The 18,576-nt window shown below is 56.5% G+C and carries 14 protein-coding genes; 7 read left to right on the top strand and 7 right to left on the bottom strand.

The window, feature by feature from the left end:
- Positions 1–60: 60 nt before the first annotated feature.
- The 4 genes from mntR to ACW14G_RS11445 all read left to right on the top strand — a co-directional run bounded on the left by mntR (position 61) and on the right by ACW14G_RS11445 (position 3,951).
- The gene (gene mntR / locus ACW14G_RS11460) at positions 61–534 is read left to right on the top strand and encodes a manganese-binding transcriptional regulator MntR (RefSeq protein ID WP_065355588.1); all 474 of its coding nucleotides are present in this window, start codon (positions 61–63) and stop codon (positions 532–534) included.
- Positions 531–1,649: an anion transporter gene (locus ACW14G_RS11455; RefSeq protein ID WP_249022126.1), complete on the top strand. Its 1,119-nt coding sequence runs from the start codon at positions 531–533 to the stop codon at positions 1,647–1,649. The genes mntR and ACW14G_RS11455 overlap by 4 nt, the downstream gene beginning before the upstream one ends.
- A 193-nt stretch (positions 1,650–1,842) precedes the next feature.
- Complete coding sequence (locus tag ACW14G_RS11450) at positions 1,843–3,219, top strand: glycoside hydrolase family 1 protein (RefSeq protein ID WP_167576345.1); 1,377 nt, start codon at positions 1,843–1,845, stop codon at positions 3,217–3,219.
- A 15-nt stretch (positions 3,220–3,234) separates the two neighbouring features.
- Complete coding sequence (locus ACW14G_RS11445) at positions 3,235–3,951, top strand: GntR family transcriptional regulator (protein WP_163447047.1); 717 nt, start codon at positions 3,235–3,237, stop codon at positions 3,949–3,951.
- Positions 3,952–3,997: 46 nt separating this feature from the next.
- Here the strand turns inward: ACW14G_RS11445 and ldtB are convergent, their stop codons facing one another.
- A complete protein-coding gene (gene ldtB / locus ACW14G_RS11440) occupies positions 3,998–4,918 on the bottom strand; it encodes a L,D-transpeptidase (RefSeq protein WP_163447123.1) in 921 nt (306 codons plus the stop codon).
- 218 nt (positions 4,919–5,136) lie between these two features.
- On the opposite strand from ldtB, the gene ACW14G_RS11435 reads away from it, so the two are divergent.
- Positions 5,137–6,729: an ABC-F family ATPase gene (locus ACW14G_RS11435; RefSeq protein WP_167576343.1), complete on the top strand. Its 1,593-nt coding sequence runs from the start codon at positions 5,137–5,139 to the stop codon at positions 6,727–6,729.
- Between the two features lie 130 nt (positions 6,730–6,859).
- Here ACW14G_RS11435 and ACW14G_RS11430 read toward each other — a convergent pair whose 3' ends face one another.
- Positions 6,860–9,226 carry a glycoside hydrolase family 31 protein gene (locus ACW14G_RS11430; protein ID WP_223802206.1) on the bottom strand — a complete coding sequence of 789 codons (2,367 nt, stop codon included), beginning with the start codon at positions 9,224–9,226 and terminating at the stop codon, positions 6,860–6,862.
- A gap of 14 nt (positions 9,227–9,240) precedes the next feature.
- Entirely contained in the window at positions 9,241–10,542 is a 1,302-nt protein-coding gene (locus ACW14G_RS11425; RefSeq protein ID WP_167576341.1) for an MFS transporter, read from the bottom strand.
- Positions 10,543–10,840: 298 nt separating this feature from the next.
- Between ACW14G_RS11425 and ACW14G_RS11420 the strand changes: the two genes are divergently transcribed.
- A complete protein-coding gene (locus ACW14G_RS11420) occupies positions 10,841–11,944 on the top strand; it encodes a LacI family DNA-binding transcriptional regulator (protein WP_249022124.1) in 1,104 nt (367 codons plus the stop codon).
- On the opposite strand, the gene ACW14G_RS11415 is transcribed toward ACW14G_RS11420, so the two are convergent.
- The 4 genes from ACW14G_RS11415 to ACW14G_RS11400 all read right to left on the bottom strand — a co-directional run bounded on the left by ACW14G_RS11415 (position 11,911) and on the right by ACW14G_RS11400 (position 17,760).
- Positions 11,911–13,176 carry a DUF1479 domain-containing protein gene (locus ACW14G_RS11415; protein WP_249022123.1) on the bottom strand — a complete coding sequence of 422 codons (1,266 nt, stop codon included), beginning with the start codon at positions 13,174–13,176 and terminating at the stop codon, positions 11,911–11,913. The genes ACW14G_RS11420 and ACW14G_RS11415 overlap by 34 nt on opposite strands.
- A 211-nt stretch (positions 13,177–13,387) precedes the next feature.
- A complete protein-coding gene (locus tag ACW14G_RS11410; protein WP_167576338.1) occupies positions 13,388–14,197 on the bottom strand; it encodes a Cof-type HAD-IIB family hydrolase in 810 nt (269 codons plus the stop codon).
- Between the two features lie 222 nt (positions 14,198–14,419).
- Complete coding sequence (locus ACW14G_RS11405; protein WP_249022122.1) at positions 14,420–16,852, bottom strand: formate C-acetyltransferase/glycerol dehydratase family glycyl radical enzyme; 2,433 nt, start codon at positions 16,850–16,852, stop codon at positions 14,420–14,422.
- Positions 16,853–16,857: 5 nt separating this feature from the next.
- A complete protein-coding gene (locus ACW14G_RS11400) occupies positions 16,858–17,760 on the bottom strand; it encodes a glycyl-radical enzyme activating protein (protein WP_167576336.1) in 903 nt (300 codons plus the stop codon).
- Between the two features lie 133 nt (positions 17,761–17,893).
- On the opposite strand from ACW14G_RS11400, the gene fsa reads away from it, so the two are divergent.
- Positions 17,894–18,556 carry a fructose-6-phosphate aldolase gene (fsa, locus tag ACW14G_RS11395; protein WP_167576335.1) on the top strand — a complete coding sequence of 221 codons (663 nt, stop codon included), beginning with the start codon at positions 17,894–17,896 and terminating at the stop codon, positions 18,554–18,556.
- Positions 18,557–18,576 lie beyond the last annotated feature (20 nt).

The raw sequence follows: 18,576 nt of genomic DNA, 5'->3' as shown, positions 1-18,576 counted from the left end.
CCATTACAATGAGCGGACTTGATATGACGCGTTCAGGCGTCGCACAGATGAGGAAGCTTTATGGGCCGTCGCGCAGGTACGCCAATCACAAAAAAAGTGACGCAACTGGTTAACGTTGAAGAGCACGTGGAAGGGTTTCGCCAGGTGCGTGAAGCGCATCGCCGCGAGCTGATTGACGACTACGTTGAGCTGATTTCCGATTTAATTCGTGAAGTGGGTGAGGCGCGTCAGGTCGATATGGCAGCGCGTCTGGGCGTTTCTCAGCCAACGGTGGCGAAAATGCTGAAGCGTCTGGCTGGCGTTGGGCTGATCGAACAGATCCCCTGGCGCGGCGTATTTTTGACGCCGGAAGGGGAAAAGCTGGCTCAGGAGAGCCGTGAACGCCATCAGGTGGTCGAAAACTTTCTATTGGTACTTGGCGTCAGCGCGGATACCGCCCGTCGTGACGCTGAAGGTATTGAGCACCATGTTAGCGAAGAGACGCTGGACATGTTCCGTCAGTTTACCCTGAAGCACGGGCAATTCGTGGAATGAACCTTCCTTTTATACGCTCGCTGGCGCACGACCGTTTTCTGCATTTGCTCATTCTCGTCGGCATCCTGCTGAGCTTTTTTGTTCCTTTCGCCCCCGCAAGTTGGCCTGCGGCGATTGACTGGCACACCATCATTACCCTAAGCGGGCTAATGCTGCTAACCAAAGGGGTTGAGCAGAGCGGCTATTTTGATGTTCTGGGGCGAAAAATGGCGCGCCGTTTTGTCACCGAGCGTCAGCTGGCCCTCTTTATGGTGCTGGCGGCGGCGTTGCTTTCGACCTTTTTGACCAATGATGTGGCGCTGTTTATCGTCGTGCCGCTCACCCTGACGTTGAAAAAGTGGTGCGCACTACCAATTAATCGACTGATTATCTTCGAGGCGCTGGCGGTTAACGCCGGTTCGCTGCTTACGCCGATCGGTAACCCGCAAAACATTCTGCTGTGGGGGCGTTCGGGGCTGTCTTTCCCTGCGTTTACTCTGCAGATGTTGCCGCTGGCGCTGGCGATGATGGCCACCCTGCTGGTGCTGTGCTGGTGCTGCTTCCCGGCGAAAAAGTTGGTGTTTCAAAGCAGCGATCGCACACCTGAATGGCAGCCGCTGCTGGTGTGGAGTTGCCTGGCGTTTTATCTGATTTTCCTGACCGCGCTGGAGATGAAGCAAGAGTTGTGGGGGCTGGCAATTGTCGCAGCGGGCTTCCTGCTGCTTGCGCGTCGCGTGGTGCTCAGCGTCGATTGGGCGCTGCTGCTGGTCTTTATGGCGATGTTTATCGACGTGCATTTGTTGACTCAACTGCCGGTGTTGCAACACGCTCTCGGCGGCGTCAGTACGCTGTCCGGCGTGCCGCTGTGGTTAACGGCCATTGGCCTGTCGCAGGTGATTAGCAACGTGCCGTCAACCATCCTGCTGATTAACTATGTCCCGCCGTCGATGCTGCTGGCGTGGGCGGTGAACGTCGGCGGATTTGGCTTGCTGCCGGGGTCGTTGGCCAACCTGATTGCCCTGCGTATGGCCGCAGACCGACGTATCTGGTGGCGTTTCCATCTCTATTCGATCCCAATGCTGCTGTGGGCGGCGGCGGCGGGGTATGGGCTCTTCCTGCTCGTCAACCGCGTGTAGGCCTGATAAGCGCAGCGCCATGTACCATCGCCGGATGGCGGCGCTGCCTTATCCGGCCTACATCACCCCCTCCTCTGTGCCCACACTCTCACTCATCTCACAAAAAACGATCTTCAGGGTTGCGCACTTTTTCGACTTTGAGGTATATGACTAGTCATGAAATTTAAATGACTAGTCATATAGGAGTCGAATCATGAAACCATCACTGCCCGCCAACTTCCTGTGGGGGAATTCCGTCTCCAGCATGCAGACCGAAGGTGCCTGGAATGAAGGCGGCAAAGGGATGTCGGTATACGATATCCGCGAGCCAAAAGAGTTTGCTTCCGACTGGAAGGTCGCGACTGACTCCTACCATCGCTACGAAGAAGATTTTGATCTGATGAAAGATCTGGGGATGAACTGCTACCGTTTCCAGATCGCCTGGAGCCGCGTGTGCCCAACCGGTGATGGCGAGTTTAACGAAGAGGGCATCGCCTTCTACGATCGCTTTATCGATGCCCTGATTGCACGCGGCATTGAGCCTATGATCTGCCTGTACCACTTTGATATGCCGCTGGCGCTGGCGGAAAAATACAACGGCTTTACCGACCGCCGCGTGATGGAAGCCTTTATCCGCTACGGTAAAAAAGTGATCGACTGCTTCGGCGACAAGGTGACATGGTGGCTGACCTTTAACGAGCAGAACCTCTACCATATGCCGGAAACGTTCCTGATTTCCGGCTATATGCGCGGTGAGAAAACCCTACGTGAGCTGTATGAAATTCAGCATCACGTGATGATGGCGCACGCGCATCTGACGAATTATCTGCATGAAACCAAACCGGGTAAATTGATGGGGGGCATGCTGGCGCACGCCCAGGTCTATCCGGCTACCTGCAAGCCGCGCGATGTGTTCTGTGCGCAGCAACTGGACGAATTCTTCAATCAGAATTTGCTGCGCGTCTTTGCGGGTGAGGGCTACAGCCCGGAAGTGATGCACTTCGTTAAGCAGTCCGGCTTTGACGATATTTATCGCGAGGAAGACCTGGCGGTGCTGGCGACGATGAAGAACGACTATATGGCCTTCAGCTACTACGCCAGCCGTACCCTCGACAGTGATCCTATCCCGGAAGGTACGCCGGTGAACAACTATATGCTGTTCGGCGATAAACCAAACCCGCACCTGAAGGCCACCGAATGGAACTGGCAGATAGACCCGCTCGGTTTTCGCAGTATCATTACCCGCTATTACAATGACTGGCGTCTGCCGGTGTTCCCGATTGAGAACGGTATTGGGGTGATAGAACACTGGGATGGAGAAAATCCGATCGCCGACGATTACCGTATCGCCTATCATCGCGACCATATTAACGCCATGAAAGAGGCGATTTTTGAAGATGGCGCGCAGGTCATTGGTTATCTGGGCTGGGGGCTCATTGATATTCTCAGCTCGCAGGGCGACATGCGTAAGCGTTATGGCGTGGTCTACGTCAACCGTGAAAACCACGATTTAAAAGACCTCAAACGTGTGCCGAAGAAAAGCTATGACTGGCTGAAACGGGCCATTCATAGCAATGGCGAAGAGATGTAACAACAGGAGCGGGTGATGGCAGCGAAGTACATCGCGATAGCGCGGGAAATTAAAAAACGGATTATCAGTGGGCAGTATCCCGCCGCTGAGCCATTGCCCGACCAGTTTGCGCTGGCCGCCGAATTTGGTACCAGCCGGATGACCATTCAGCAGGCGATGCGCCAGCTGATTGTTGAAGGGCTGGTTTATACCCGCCAGGGGCAGGGGACATTTATTCGCAAGAACTTCCTCCAGCTCTCACAGTGGGACATTCACGGCAGCGACTACGCCGGGGCGACGGAAACCTGGGGACATCTGGGCAAGGTGGAAAGCCAGGTGATTCGCTTTGAGCTCCGTTTTCCCAGCGAGAAAGAGCAGGCATCGCTGCTGATTGACGCCGATTCACCGGTGTACGATTTTGTGCGCCTGCGTCTGCTTAACGGCGAGCCGCTGTCGCTGGATATTACGGTCATGCCGGTGTCGCTGGTGCCGGGGTTGAGTAAATCACATCTCGAAAACTCGGTCTTTCGCTACGTGCAGGACAATCTTGGTCTGAAGATGATGGGGTCTTATCGCGTGGTGCGCGCGCTGAAGCCCAGCGAGCTGGATCAGCAGCATTTGAACTGTGACGCGAGTGACCCGATTCTGGAAGTGGAGCAGGTGATTTATCTGGATGACGGCACGCCGCTGGAGTATGCGCACTGCCACTATCGCTACGATCACGGGGGGATTGTGATCGTCAATAACGGATAAAAAAAGGGCGGGTGATTAACCCGCCCTTTTTGATCGTCTGGTTGACTTAGTTCAGACGAACCGGCATACCGGAACGGTTTTTCACCGCCTGGTCAACGATGCTCTGGTCAACGTCGGACTGGCTGGTCACCGCCTGTACTGCTTTGGTCAGGACAACCGGAACAGTTTCACCGCCTTCGAACTGCGCTTCAGTGGTAGACAGCGGGTTGTGCACTTCAATGAAGCGGCTGCCGTCTGGCTCCGTGGTCGCTTTGACCGGTTCATCGATAAACTGTACGCGGGTGCCGACCGGCACGTTCTCGAACAGGAATTTGATGTCTTCGTTACGCAGACGCACGCAACCGTGGCTCACGCGCAGGCCGATACCGAAGTTGGCATTGGTGCCGTGAATGGCATACAGACGACCAATATACAGAGCGTACAGACCCATCGGGTTGTCCGGGCCAGCCGGAACCACTGCCGGCAGCGGGTTGCCTGCTGCGGCATATTCAGCGTGCATTTTCGCCGTCGGCGTCCAGGTCGGGCCGGCTTTCTTACGTTCTACCTTGGTGGTCCAGTTGATTGGGGTATCTTTACCCAGCTGACCGATACCGATTGGCAGCACGATCACCGTGTTGGTGCCTTTCGGGTAGTAGTACAGACGCATTTCCGCGCTGTTGATGATAATACCTTCATGTACGGTGTCCGGCAGGATCAGCTGCTGAGGAATATTCAGCACGCTGCCGCCTTTCGGCAGGTAGGTGTCGACGCCTGGGTTAGCCTCCAGGAGGTTGGAAAGCCCCATCTGGTACTGGGCGGCGAAGTATTCCAGCGGCTGTTTGTTATCGTCAGGAATCGTGATGACCTGATTCTGTCCGATAATACGGCTGCCGTCGGTCGGCAGCGGATACGTCACCGCAGAGGCCGAATTGCAGAAACCTACGACAGCGAGCGCCGCAGCGAAAAGCGTTGTTAATTTCATGTTCATGTTGTGCGAGGTATCAGTGCCATTACGGCGGTTGTTTGAGAATTCAGACTGTTGGTTGCAGCGCATTATATGTGCATTCGATGCGACTGGGAATTCGGATGTGTACGAAATCACATTTTTTTCACTTGCGTTACAGTTTAGCCGTTGGCGAAGGCGGGCGCTTTTTATTCGCAAGTGTGGCATAATAGGGAGTTTGTCACATTCTTCAGGATACTCCCGTGTTAGTTACCAGCAACGTCACCATGCAGTTTGGCAGTAAGCCGCTGTTCGAAAATATCTCCGTCAAATTTGGCGGCGGCAACCGTTACGGCCTGATTGGCGCCAACGGGAGCGGTAAATCCACCTTTATGAAAATCCTCGGCGGCGACTTAGAGCCAACGCTGGGCAACGTGTCTCTCGATCCCAATGAGCGTATCGGTAAGCTGCGTCAGGATCAGTTCGCCTTTGAAGAGTTCACCGTACTTGATACGGTGATCATGGGCCACAGCGAGCTGTGGGAAGTGAAGCAAGAGCGCGACCGTATCTATAGTCTGGCTGAAATGAGCGAAGAAGACGGCTATAAAGTGGCCGATCTCGAAGTGCTCTACGGCGAAATGGACGGCTACTCCGCTGAAGCGCGCGCCGGTGAACTGCTGCTGGGTGTCGGCATTCCGCTGGATCAGCACTACGGCCCGATGAGCGAAGTTGCGCCGGGCTGGAAACTGCGTGTGCTGTTGGCGCAGGCGCTGTTCTCTAACCCGGACATCCTGCTGCTCGATGAACCGACGAACAACCTGGACATCGACACCATTCGCTGGCTGGAGCAGACGCTGAACGAACGCGACAGCACCATGATCATCATCTCGCACGACCGTCACTTCCTGAACATGGTTTGTACCCACATGGCGGATCTCGACTATGGCGAACTGCGCGTCTACGCCGGTAACTACGACGAATACATGACAGCAGCTACCCAGGCTCGTGAACGTCTGCTGGCCGATAACGCCAAGAAGAAAGCGCAAATTGCCGACCTGCAATCCTTCGTCAGCCGCTTTAGCGCCAACGCTTCTAAATCACGCCAGGCGACTTCCCGCGCCCGTCAGATTGACAAGATCAAGCTCGACGAAGTGAAGGCATCCAGCCGTCAGAACCCGTTCATCCGCTTCGAGCAGGATAAGAAACTGTTCCGTAATGCGCTGGAAGTGGAAGCGCTGGCCAAAGGTTTTGAAAACGGCCCGCTGTTTAAAAACTTCAACCTGATGATGGAAGTTGGCGAGAAGATTGCCATCATCGGCGCCAACGGCGTGGGTAAATCCACCATGCTGAAAACCCTGGTCGGTGAACTGACGCCGGATAACGGCACCGTGAAATGGTCCGAAAATGCCAGCATCGGTTACTACGCGCAGGATCACGCCGAAGATTTCGATAACGACCTGAGCGTGTTCGACTGGATGAGCCAGTGGAAGCAGGAAGGCGATGACGAGCAGGTAGTGCGCGGTTTCCTTGGTCGTCTGCTGTTCAGCCAGGACGATATCAAGAAGCCGGCGAAGGTACTTTCCGGTGGTGAGAAGGGCCGTATGCTGTTTGGTAAGCTGATGATGCAGAAACCGAACATTCTGGTGATGGATGAACCTACCAACCACCTGGATATGGAATCGATCGAATCACTGAACATGGCGCTGGAAATGTATCAGGGTACCCTGATCTTCGTTTCTCACGACCGTGAGTTCGTGAGCTCGCTGGCGACTCGCGTGATTGAGATTACGCCGGAACGCGTGGTGGACTTCAGCGGTAACTACGAAGATTACCTGCGTAGCAAAGGGGTGGAGTAATTTCCCTCAGCCTGGCCCTCTCCCAAAGGGAGAGGGAACCGTCAGGTGCAAATTAAAACACCTTGCTCCTGCAAGCCGCACAATGCGGTTTGCTCCCTCTCCCCAGTGGGGAGAGGGTCGGGGTGAGGGGTTATCCTCGTACCCACTCGCTTTTCTCTTCGCCGTTAATCAACAGCTGACGTTTTTCTCCTTCTGGCAGCGTCACTTTTAACGCTTCCCATGCCGGGCGATAATCGCCGCGTGCGTTCACCTTCAGGTCAATCGTCCTGGCGGTGCAGACCATCTCCCACTCCAGCCACAGCGCGTTACCTTCTTTGTAGCCCCACGACTCGCCGTCATCCTCAAACAGCAGGCCCGAAGAGCGGCCGATTCCTTTAACCGGGAACAGCTTCAGCTCACGCAAGGTATCTTCTTCTGCTTTCACGTAGGTAATACGTTCGCTCAGCGGTAGGCCTGCGCCCGCGCGGACCAGCAGCGGCAGTTTCTCCAGCGGCGCATCGACGACAATCGACTGTCCGCCGCTGTACCACGCGCCGGTGTAGAAATCGTACCAGCCGGTTTCGTTGTCCGGCAGCCAGACGCGGCGTTCGCGCTCGCCGGCTTCCACCACGCTGGCGACCAGAATATCGCGGCCCAGCAGGAAGTCATCGCACTCTTCAAACGTCTGCGCATCGTGTTCGTGATCAAGGAAAGTCGGACGCAGCATCGGCTCGTCGTCGGCATGCGCCTGCCATAGCAGCGTGTAGAGATACGGCAGCAGACGGTAGCGCAGCTCAATCGCGCTGCGAATCGCCGGGGTCACGCCAGGATACATCCAGGGTTCGTTCACCGTGTGGTCGTCGTTCCATGAGTGGATGGTAAAGCGCGGATGCATTACACCGTTCTGTACCCAGCGGACAAACAGCTCCGGGTCCGGTTTGTCGCCGGAGAAGCCGCCGACATCATGGCCCAGGTTGTACAGACCGGACAGGCTCATCCCCAGCCCCATGCGGATGTTGTAGCGCAGCGTGTCCCAGTTAGTGCGGTTATCGCCGCTCCAGGTCTGCACGTAGCGCTGCATCCCGGCGCAGCCGGAACGGGAGATCAGATACGGGCGCTTGTTCGGCGCAAAGCGCTCCTGCGCTTCCATTGATGCGCGGATCATCAGCAGCGGCATCACCGGGCGAATATGCTTAATCGCAATCTCATCGCCAAAGCCGTGACAGCGCGCTTCACCGTCCCATACTTCAAACTCGTTGTTATCGTTCCAGGTGGAATCGATACCCATCTCCAGCAGCTGTGTAGTGACGCCCTCCTGCCACCAGGCCACGGTTTGCGGATTGGTAAAATCGAGGTGCGAACCTTCATCGTCCCAGAAGCTGGAACGCTCCGGACCGTCGCTTTCCGAGTCGCGAATAAACAGCGCTTTCTCCGCCACCTCGTTGTAACGCGGGTGATCCTGCAACAAGCATGGCTTGATGTTAGCCGCCAGATGTAGACCGGCATCATGGAACGCCTGGCTCATGACCTTTGGCTGCGGCACTTTGTCGTAGTTCCAGTTGAAGACGTAGCGCTTGCCGTTAATGGAGGTATAGCCGGAAGAGAGCTGGAACGAATCGCATGGGATAGCATGCTCGTCGCACAGACGAATAAAGTTCATCAGCTGATTTTGCGCGTCCGGCGCGTCGGTGTAGTGCATGGTCGAGCCGCTGTAGCCCAGGCTCCATTTCGGCCCGAACAGCGTTTTACCGGTCAGGCGTACGAAGGCTTTGGTGACATCCAGCACGCGCTCGCCGGTAAACAGGTAGTAATCGATATCACCGGCTTCTGCCTGCCAGCGGCGATAAGCGGTGTGGTAGTTGTCGATCTCGTTGCCTAAATCCAGCCAGCAGCTGCTGAGGTTGTCGTAAAACAGCCCGAAGCTGATGTCATCACGGCGGGTAATGGTGAACGGAATGTGTTTGTACAGCGGGTCAGTGCTGGCCGCGTTGTAGCCCATCGCATCCAGGTTACGCATCTCGTAGCGCTTGCCGTTACGCTGCAAATCACCGGCTTTATCCCCCAGGCCATAAAAACGCTCGTCCTTACGGCGGCTCTGGTAGTGCGCCACGCCATCGCCGTGGGCATTCACCAGATAGGCGCTGGTCGGACGATCATTGACCAGCGGCTGCCACTCGCCTTCGGCGTTGCGGTAGTGCCACTCCAGCCACAGCGGCTGGTGGACGGTGACGCGCAGCGACTGAGTGGCGATAATCACGCTATCGTCCTGTTGGTTTAGCGTCCAGGCAGGCAGGCTAAAACCGCTGAGATCTTCACGGCTGCGGCCCTCCCAGGGGACGTCCTGCTCGGGGGCGATACTCCAGGTGCGGTCCAGCGCCAGTTCGCCTTTGCGTTTCAACAGTACGCGGAACAGATTCTCCTCCAGCACATACAGACACAGCGTGTGCTGGCCGTCGACCAGCAGCTCGACGTGGTGGGAAGACTGTTTTTGTAGAGTCCAGTTTTTCAGCGTTTTCATATTTACATCCACTATCAGGCGCGTTTCGCGCGGCGTTCAGCAATAAATGCGACCAGGAAGACGGCGCCAATCAGGTCAAAGAAACCCATGGCGACAAACAGCGGGTTGAAACCGATTTTGTCGGCAGTCACCCCAATAATCAGTGAGAACAGGAAGCTCGCAATCCATGCGGCGGAACCACGCATGCCGTTAACGGTCGCCATCTGGCCTTTATCGAACGATTCAACAACCAGTGCGCTCAGCATGCAGGAGATGATCTGGTGGCCAAAGCCGCCAATCGACATCAGCACCACGGCGATGATCGGATCTTTCGTCACCGCCACGACGGCAAGCGACACCATCAGGAATGCCCCGGTGACGGAACTGGCCACGGTCGAGTTGACGCGTGAGCAGCCGAACAGGCGTACATAGAGGCGGGTTAAATAGCCGCTCGCGACGCTGCCGAGGTCGGCAGCCAGGAAGGGCAGCCAGGCGAACAGGGCGATCTGCTTGAGATCCATGTTGTACTGCTTGGCAAAATAGAGCGGCATCCAGAAGCTAAACACGGCCCATGCCGGTTCCGCCATAAAGGCCGGGATAGCGATACCGTAGAAGCGTTTGTTTTTGCCCACGGTTTTCAGCGCGGTCAGGAATGGCAGCTTCACCGGCGGCGCTTCGTTGTCCTGACGGATATAGTCCAGCTCGGCTTTGCCCAGGTTCGGGTGTTTATCCGGGTTGTGGTAGAACGCCCACCACAGTACGACCCATGCGAGGGCCAGAATACCGGTAAACATGAACGCGCCCTGCCAGCCAAAAGAGGCGTGGGCAAAATAGATGATTGGCGGTGCCAGCATCGCGCCAATCGAGAAACCTACGCCAGCCCAACCCGCTGCGACCGGGCGTTCCGATTTCGGGAACCACTCACCGATGGTTTTGGCGTTGGCCGGGGTAGCCGCCGCTTCCGCGCCGCCCATAAAGAAGCGCAGCAGCGCCAGATGCAGCCAGTTACCGGCACCGGCGTGCAGTAAACAGGCCAGTGCCCACAGGCTGGCGCAGATCATAAAGCCCAGCTTCAGGCCAATAACGTCAATCAGCCAGCCGCACAATGGCTGGAAGAGGGTATAGGCGATCTGGAAAGCGCCGACGATCCAGGAATATTGCTCAGTAGTGATCCCGAGGCTGTCTTTCAGCTCTGGTGCCAGGATCCCCAGCGAGTTACGGGTGATGTAGTTGACGGTGACGCCGAGTAAAAAAAGCACCAGCATCCACCAGCGCAGATTTTTGACAACGCGGCGAGTTTTGCTGGTTGTTATTTCATTATTGATGCCCTGACTCATAGGGATCTCCACAGGATGATGTCAGAAACGGTGGGCAACTACGTGGGGAGTTGTCACACCACTTTTGGTAAGATTTTGATATTTATCAATTTTGTTGTTATTCACTTCCACCGTTCTTGTATGGAAGTTGTTCTACCAATTCACCTTAGAAGACATGAAAGGTTGGGAAAAGCGGGTTTTGTGCACGTTTTTTCATGAATGACTGATATACATTACGTATATGTCTTTCATGCCTTGCCAAATAAGGCATTTTTGTCATGAAAATTCTTTCATTTTCGAATTAGAGACAGATCACAAAATGGAAAAGAAGCTGAAAATCGCCGAGATTGCTGCCCGAACCGGGCTGTCTGCCAGCACCGTTTCGCGCGTGCTGGCGGGTAAAGCGAATACCAGCGCTCGCGCCCGCGAGCAGGTGTTGACCTGCGCGCGTGAGCTTGGGGTGATGGACGGTATGGCGGCAGGAAGGATGCTGCTCAATAGCCTGATTGTCTTTGCACCACCGCGGGCGTTCGATGAGCGGTCCGACATCTTTTACTACCGTGTGATCCAGAGCATCAGTAAAGCGCTCTCGCCACACGAGGTGCGTTTGCGCTACTGCGCGCTGGAAGAGAACGACAGCGATCCTACGCTGTTTTTGTCGCGCATGAACGAAGCGGAGACGCAGGCGGCCATTCTGCTGGGCATTGACGATCCGCATATTCACGATCTTGCTGCCGATCTCGCGAAGCCCTGTGTGTTGATTAACTGCCGCGATGAACGCATGCGTCTGCCGGCCATTGCGCCGGATCATCGGATGATTGGCGCTTTCGCCGCGCGTTACCTGTTTGAAATGGGCCATCGGGAGGTCATGAATGTCATGTGTCTGCGCCGTTACACCATGGAACAGCGACTGGCTGGCATTAAGGAGGCGTGGCGTCAGCACAACCTTGAGTTTCAGCACGAGCGCGACCTGCTGAATATCAGCAGCTTTAGCGCCAAAGTTGCCGAGGAAAAGGTTGGCGCGTGGCTGGATGCGCTCGATGGCCGGCCATTGCCGACGGCCTTCCTGGTGGGCGGTGATTTTATGGCGGCAGGGACCGTTAACGCCCTGCGCCAGCGCGGGCTGCGGGTGCCGCATGATGTTTCGGTCATGAGTATCGACGGCTTCAACCTGGCGGCCATTGAGGACGTGCCGCTCACCGCGGTTCACGTGCCTCGCGACGAACTGGGCGTTGAGGCGGTGCAGATGCTGCAACAGCGGCTGATTCGCCCCGACGCGCCGGTAGGATCGCTACTGCTGCACGGGCGGCTGGCGGTTCGGGAATCGGTGCGGCGGGTGCGCCCCGGAAAAGGGCACACCGCCGTTGAACGGGAGGGGTTGTACGATAATCAGACGTCGATGCCCAGCGCACGTTTACCGTGAATATTGAGGTCCGCGAGCGTAAAGCGGCCCTGCCAGTCGGCTTCGTAGTCTTCACGCGGGAAGTCGCCCGGCGATGCGCCGCGTTCTAATGCCGCTTTCACCTTGTGGGCGTAAGCGAGGTTTTTTTCGCACATTGGCGCGGCGGGGATGTACATCACGTTCCCCCAGCCCTGCTGATTCTCCACCGGCGCCACCGAGTGGATCACGTCGCAGTGCCACCACACCGAATCACCGGCCTCCAGCGCCGGAATAGAGGTCAGTGCGCTTATCAGCAACGGGTGCCATTTCTCGGAGATCGGCAGCACTTTCCCTGGCGCTACGCCGCACAGTTCATCTTCTGGTGCGTCATCGAGCAGCGGGCGCAGCAGCACATAGGCCATCGCTTCCGGAATCGGCACCACGTGCAGCAGCCCCTGATCCGGGATCATGTCCGACAGCGCCGTCCAGCCCTGGAAGGTGCGGAACACCGAGCATTTGGTGGTGTTATCGACGGTGTACTCTTCCACCTCGGTGCGGTGCGCCGCGTTCCACGGGTCGTACTGCTCAACGTTCCCGTTAAAGACGCTGGCGAAGACCTGCTGATAGGCTGGCAGCAGCCAGCGTTCCAGCGCGCCAGAATCGGTATGTGCTCCGAGCCCTTTGGAGGTGGTGCCCGGTGGGCGGCGGCGGATACGGTCCGGATAAATGACGCTGATATCCGGGTTAAACCACTGCTTACCCTCGCTTTCCACTTTCCAGAGGCGGTTGAGGAACGATTGGGCCTGCGCCATCTCTTCACTCTGACGCGCCTGCATTTGCGCCTGCGACCAGTAAATCGGGTAGATTTCCGGACGTGAGGCATCAAGTGAACCGAAAAAGCTATCGCCCGGCCCCTTATAAACGTCATCGAAATGGTTGCGATCGAGGTAGTCGAGCATTGAACGATCCCACGCCAGCGCTTGTTCACGCGGGAAGTGACCTTTAATCACCGCACATCCGCGGCGCTTCACCTCGGCGCGGGTGGCTTCGCTAATGTTGCCCGCCGCCAGATCGGCAAAGGGAATGATTGGCCACACCGGCTGTCCCTGCGCCTTCAGGGCGTTAATTTCCGCAACCCGCGCTTCAATGGTGGCGCTCAGACGGTCGAACACCGCCTGGACGTCGCCAATCTGCGCGCGTAGCGTTTGTTTCATCTGGCGAATGGCCGCTTTCGGGTCGGCTGGGAGGGTTTCGTGGGTAAAGGTAATCGTCATATCAACCTCGCAATCTTTCATTCGAAAGTAAAATGCATTACAGGTGATACTTTAAGTTAAAATAAAGTTAATGCAAGTTTAAATTCTTGCGTTGGATCACGAAGGGAAAGGAAGATGAATACGTAGGCCAGATAAGGCAACGACGCCATCCGGCAATGTGCACGGAGGCGCCTGATGGCGCTGCGCTTATCAGGCCTGCAAAGGAAGAGAATTAGAAGGGGGCGGTGCCGTCCAGCACGGACTGAATGACGTTCAGCGCACCGTCGTGGTTGTTGTCGTCGGTCCGGTAGTCCGCAATGGCCTTAATGCTGTCGACCGCGTTGCCCATGGCGAAGGAATATTTCACCAGCTTGAGCATCTCGGCGTCGTTGCCGCTATCGCCAATTGCCACGCACTGTTGCGGTGAAAGCTGCCAGCGCTTCAGCAGGCGACTAATGCCGTTGGCTTTGTGCAGGCCGGGAATGATGAGATCGACAAAGCCGAAGCCGCTGGTGACGGGCTTCATAATGCCGTCGAGGGAGACGTGCAGCTTATCAATCAGATCGGGAATATCGCTGTCCGGGAGGTTTAGGGAGAATTTGAACATCTTATCGTCGACGTCGTGGAAGTTCGCCACGCGCTTTAAGCGGTAGTAGTGTTTGGACATCAGTTCGACCAGCGCATCTGGCGCGCTGTCGCTGATATAAGCACTTTCCAGACCGCAGGCGACGAAATACATCTGCGGATCTTTCAGCAGTTCGCCAATCACCGTCTGATACTCATGTTTCGTGAGCTCACCGTGGAAAAGCTGCTGCCCGTGCTCGTACACCAGCGCGCCGTTTTCCGCGACATAAGAGATGCGATCCCGAATTTCAGGAAAGAAGGTAATCAGCTGGTAATACTGGTTGCCGCTGGCGACAACGAACTCAATACCACGTGCTTGAAGCTGTTCAAACTGCGCCAGAAACCGCGAACGGTCGTAGGTCTTGGCGTCATTAAGAAAAGTTCCGTCCATATCGGTGACGATAACTTTAACGGTCATACGGGATGCTCCTGGTGTAACTTCGGCCAGAAACAATTTAATTACAATGTGAGATAAAGCACAAATTTATTTCATTTGAAAGAAAGGCGGTGGGTCGCTGTGCGCGTTGGACCCTCACCCCGGCCCTCTCCCTGGAAGGGAGAGGGGGGATTGACCAATGGCACCGATCGGTTCCCTCTCCCCTGAGGGGAGAGGGTTAGGGTGAGGGGGAAATGCGCCGACTTAAAGCGTATGCTCAGTACGCGCAATAATATCGTCCTGCGCATCCGGCGACAGCGCGGTAAAGAACGCCGAATACCCCGCTACGCGCACCACCAAATCACGGTACTGATCCGGATGTTTTTTCGCTTCCAGCAGCGTTTCGCGCGACACGATGTTGTACTGAATATGCCAGCCTTTGTGCACTTCGAAGAAGGTACGCAGCAGCGCCATCAGCTTTTGCTTGTCGCTTTCGTTTTCCAGCGTCGCCGGGTTCAGCTTCTGGTTCAGCAGCACGCCGCCGAGAATCGCCGAGGTCGGCAGCTTCCCGACGGAGCTAATCACCGCCGTTGGGCCAAGATGGTCGGTACCGGAAGCCGGGCTGGCGCCTTCAGCAAGCGGGGTTTTCGCTTTACGGCCGTCCGGGGTTGCCATGGTCTGCGCGCCAAACGGTACGTTCGCTGAAATGGAAGATGTACCCGCGTAATAGTTGCCGCCGATCGGGCCGCGACCGTAACGTGGGTTGTGATACTGCTTCAGTTCGTCGATATAGGTCTGATAGGCGCGGGCCAACAGGGCGTCGACGCTGTCATCATCGTTGCCGTACTTCGGCGCGCCGTTAATCAAACGCTGACGTAACTGCTCGTGGGTCAGCCCTTCGTAGTCTTCCGCCAGCGCTTTTGCCAGCTCCTGCTGACCAATCAGCCCCTGATCGAAGACCAGTTTTTTCACTGCCGCCAGGCTGTTGCCGAGGTTGGCGATCCCCACCTGCAGGCCGGAAACCCAGTCGTACTTCGCGCCGCCCTGTTTAATGCTTTTCGCCCGCTCAATGCAGTCGTCAACCAGCGCCGAGCACAGAATATCGTGCACGTTCTCTTCCAGCATGGTGTCGACCACGTATTCAATCTCAATGGATTTACGGGTGTAGTAACGAATCTGGGTATCCCAGTCGGCCAGCATCTGCTCGAAGTTGGCGAAGTTACCCTGCGACAGCGCGTGTTCCTGCGGCAGGAAGACCTGGCCGCTGGTGGCATCGCGACCGCCTTCCATCGCGGCCAGCATCACGCGGGCAAAGTTGATAAAGCTCATCCCGGTGCAGCGGTAGCCCCATTTACCGCCAACGGCGGTTTCAATACAGCCGATGGCCGCATAATCATAGGCATCCTGAGGTTCAACGCCCAGTTTGATAAATTCTGGAATCACGATCTCATCGTTGTTGAATGCCGGCATGCCGAAGCCGCAGCGAATAACCTGCACGCAGGCGTCGAGGAAGTCGTTGCTCATCCCGGCGTGATAGCGCACGCTCAGGTTTGGCTGCGTGGAACGCAGGCGGCCGCAGGATTCGAGAATCGCGTAAGAGAGCGGGTTGACCGCGTCCTGCGCTTCGCCGTTGACCAGTTTCTGGCCGCCGATGGTCACGTTCTGATACAGCGGGCTACCGGCAGAGGCCTTGGAGTGCGAGCCGGAGCGAATTTTGTTCACTTCCAGCAGCTTCAGCCAGCAGCTGTGCAGCAGTTCGATAGCGTGTTCGCGATCCAACGACTGTTCCAGCTCAACGTCGCGGCGGTAGTACGGATACAGATATTGGTCCATACGGGCGAACGACACCGAGTGACCGTTGGACTCAATTTGCAGAATCAGCTGGATGAAGTAGCACAGCTGCAGCGCCTGCCAGAAGGTTTTCGGCGGCTGATGGGCAATCACATCGCAGTTTTCGGCGATCGCCAGCAACTCGTCGCGGCGGTTTTCGCGAGACTCTTCGGCGGCCATTTTGCGCGCCAGCTCGGCGAAACGCACAATGTGCAGGCTCACGGCTTCCAGTACGATATCAATGGCTTTCAGGAACTGCTCACCGTGCAGGTCTTCCAGTACGGTCAGGTTAATGCGGGTACGACGCTCGGCGACTTTGGCGCGCATGCCATCGAGGCCTTTTTCCAGCAGCAGCGGGTAGTTCACCGCCAGGTGGGCGTCGCCGGAGGTCATATTACCTTCGGCTTTAATAATGCCGGTGGCCAGCAGCGCTTTCTGTTCATCGGTAAATATGCCGTAGCAGCGGTCTTGCACAGTCTGGCCACGCCACCATGGGCACACTTCATGCAGTACGCGTTTGTTCTCTTCGCTCACCGCAAATCCGGCGCCGGGGCGGTCGGCCAGGTCGTCGATCTCTTTTTCAATCCAGCTGACGGTATATTCCGGGAAAATGGGCGCGGCGCGCACTTCGCTTGCCTGGTTACCGACAATCAGTTCGTCATGTTTAATCCAGATGGTGCGTTCCGCCAGATGGTGGGCCAGCGCCAGCGCGCGGCGTACCGGAATCGGTTTATCCAGATGCTGCTGGTACGCTTCGGTATAGTGGCGTGCGCGTTCGGTGCAGACCGGCGGCTTAACAATATGTACCAGCGCGGTTTTGTGAGCTTTGATGCGGTCGGTCAGTTTGTCGAGAGTCAGAGTGGTCATGGTTTTTATCCTCGTAGTGTCGCCGTTAACCCTTTTTCGCGGGCGTACTGCTGGGCAAAATCCAGCAGCGCCGGGTCGTTCAGCGGCTTGTCGGGTGCAAAGTAGGGAAGGCCGAGCAGGGTATATTTGTTGATACCCAACGTGTGATACGGCAGAAAATGAATGTCGCGCACGCCCGGCATCTCGTCGGCGGCAAAATCAGCAATCGCTTTGATGGAGTTTTCATCGGCATTAAAGCCCTGAATCAGCGGTACGCGCAGGGTTATCTGTTTTCCGGCGGCGGCGAGACGTTTCAGGTTGTCGAGCACGCGTTTGGCCGAACCGTCGGTCCACTGCTTGAAGCGTGCTTCGTCTACGTGCTTCAGGTCAGCAAGGAACAGGTCGATATAGGGCAGCGCGGGTTCCAGGTAGCGCCATGGCACATGCAGGCAGGTTTCTACCGCCGTGTGGATGCCCTGATCATGGGCGCTTTTCAACAGTTCCAGCGCCAGTTCCGGGTTCATAAACGGTTCGCCGCCGGAGAGCGTCATACCGCCGCCGCTGCGATCGTAAAACGGTTTATCGCGCAGCACGGTGGCCATAATTTCTTCGGCGCTTTTCTTTTCGCCGCAGACGGTCAGCGCCTGAGTCGGGCAGCAGTCGGTCAGCGCATCAAGCTGCGTTTGATCGAGCTTTTCCCGATGAATAACCAGACCGTTAAGCGCACGTTCAATAACCGATGGCGCGGCCTGCTGGCAAAGATCGCAACCGTCGAGGCACAGGCGCGGATCGAATAACAGATCCTGTTTGTGCGCGCGGCTCTCCGGGTTCTGGCACCAGCGACAGCCGAGTGAACAGCCTTTCAGGAAAACCACGGTACGGATACCGGGACCATCGTGGGTGGAATAGCGCTGAATGTTGAAAATCATATGCTGCCCTCATCTTTCGTATAAAGATTAAAATACTTTCGAATGAAAGTTATCTTGATGTGCGTCAACTTAAGAAGAGGTTTTGCTGTGGTAAGGTTATTCCATGCTAAACATCACGGTTTAAGGAATCATCATGGAACTCTATCTCGACACCTCTGACGTGGCGGCAGTTAAAAAGCTGGCGCGTGTTTTCCCGCTGGCGGGCGTGACTACCAACCCAAGCATTGTGGCGGCGGGTAAAAAACCGCTGGATGTGCTGTTGCCGGAACTGCTGGAAGCGATGGGCGGTAAAGGCCGTTTATTTGCCCAGGTGATGGCGACAACCGCCGACGGCATGGTGGCGGACGCGCATAAGCTGCGGGCGATTATTCCGGACCTGGTGGTCAAAGTGCCGGTGACGGCGGAAGGGCTGGCGGCCATTAAATTGCTCAAAGAAGAGGGAATTCCGACGCTGGGCACCGCCGTTTACGGCGCAGCGCAGGGTCTGCTGTCGGCGCTGGCGGGGGCCGAATATGTCGCGCCTTACGTTAACCGCGTCGATGCGCAGGGAGGAAATGGTATTCAGACGGTGTGTGAATTACAGGATCTGCTGACTCTGCATGCGCCACAGTCGAAGGTACTTGCAGCGAGCTTTAAGACTCCGCGTCAGGCGCTGGACTGCCTGCTGGCAGGCTGCCAGTCGATTACCCTGCCGCTGGACGTCGCGCAGCAGCTGATCAGCTATCCGGCGGTGGATGCCGCAGTGGCGAAGTTTGAGCAGGACTGGCAAACGGCGTTTGGTCGTACGTCGCTGTAATACTTTCTCTATTGGCACGA

The sequence above is a fragment of the Kluyvera sp. genome, assembly GCF_965301105.1.
The sequence above is the reverse complement of the archived record's forward strand: the minus strand, read 5'-3'. Positions and strand labels throughout refer to the sequence as shown.

Bases quoted from the DNA above. Each gene is read 5' to 3' on its own strand.
- mntR (WP_065355588.1), top strand. From the start codon at position 61: ATGGGCCGTCGCGCAGGTACGCCAATCACAAAAAAAGTGACGCAACTG.
- ACW14G_RS11455 (WP_249022126.1), top strand. From the start codon at position 531: ATGAACCTTCCTTTTATACGCTCGCTGGCGCACGACCGTTTTCTGCAT.
- ACW14G_RS11450 (WP_167576345.1), top strand. From the start codon at position 1,843: ATGAAACCATCACTGCCCGCCAACTTCCTGTGGGGGAATTCCGTCTCC.
- ACW14G_RS11445 (WP_163447047.1), top strand. From the start codon at position 3,235: ATGGCAGCGAAGTACATCGCGATAGCGCGGGAAATTAAAAAACGGATT.
- ldtB (WP_163447123.1), bottom strand. From the start codon at position 4,918: ATGAACATGAAATTAACAACGCTTTTCGCTGCGGCGCTCGCTGTCGTA.
- ACW14G_RS11430 (WP_223802206.1), bottom strand. From the start codon at position 9,226: ATGAAAACGCTGAAAAACTGGACTCTACAAAAACAGTCTTCCCACCAC.
- ACW14G_RS11425 (WP_167576341.1), bottom strand. From the start codon at position 10,542: ATGAGTCAGGGCATCAATAATGAAATAACAACCAGCAAAACTCGCCGC.
- ACW14G_RS11420 (WP_249022124.1), top strand. From the start codon at position 10,841: ATGGAAAAGAAGCTGAAAATCGCCGAGATTGCTGCCCGAACCGGGCTG.
- ACW14G_RS11415 (WP_249022123.1), bottom strand. From the start codon at position 13,176: ATGACGATTACCTTTACCCACGAAACCCTCCCAGCCGACCCGAAAGCG.
- ACW14G_RS11410 (WP_167576338.1), bottom strand. From the start codon at position 14,197: ATGACCGTTAAAGTTATCGTCACCGATATGGACGGAACTTTTCTTAAT.
- ACW14G_RS11405 (WP_249022122.1), bottom strand. From the start codon at position 16,852: ATGACCACTCTGACTCTCGACAAACTGACCGACCGCATCAAAGCTCAC.
- ACW14G_RS11400 (WP_167576336.1), bottom strand. From the start codon at position 17,760: ATGATTTTCAACATTCAGCGCTATTCCACCCACGATGGTCCCGGTATC.
- fsa (WP_167576335.1), top strand. From the start codon at position 17,894: ATGGAACTCTATCTCGACACCTCTGACGTGGCGGCAGTTAAAAAGCTG.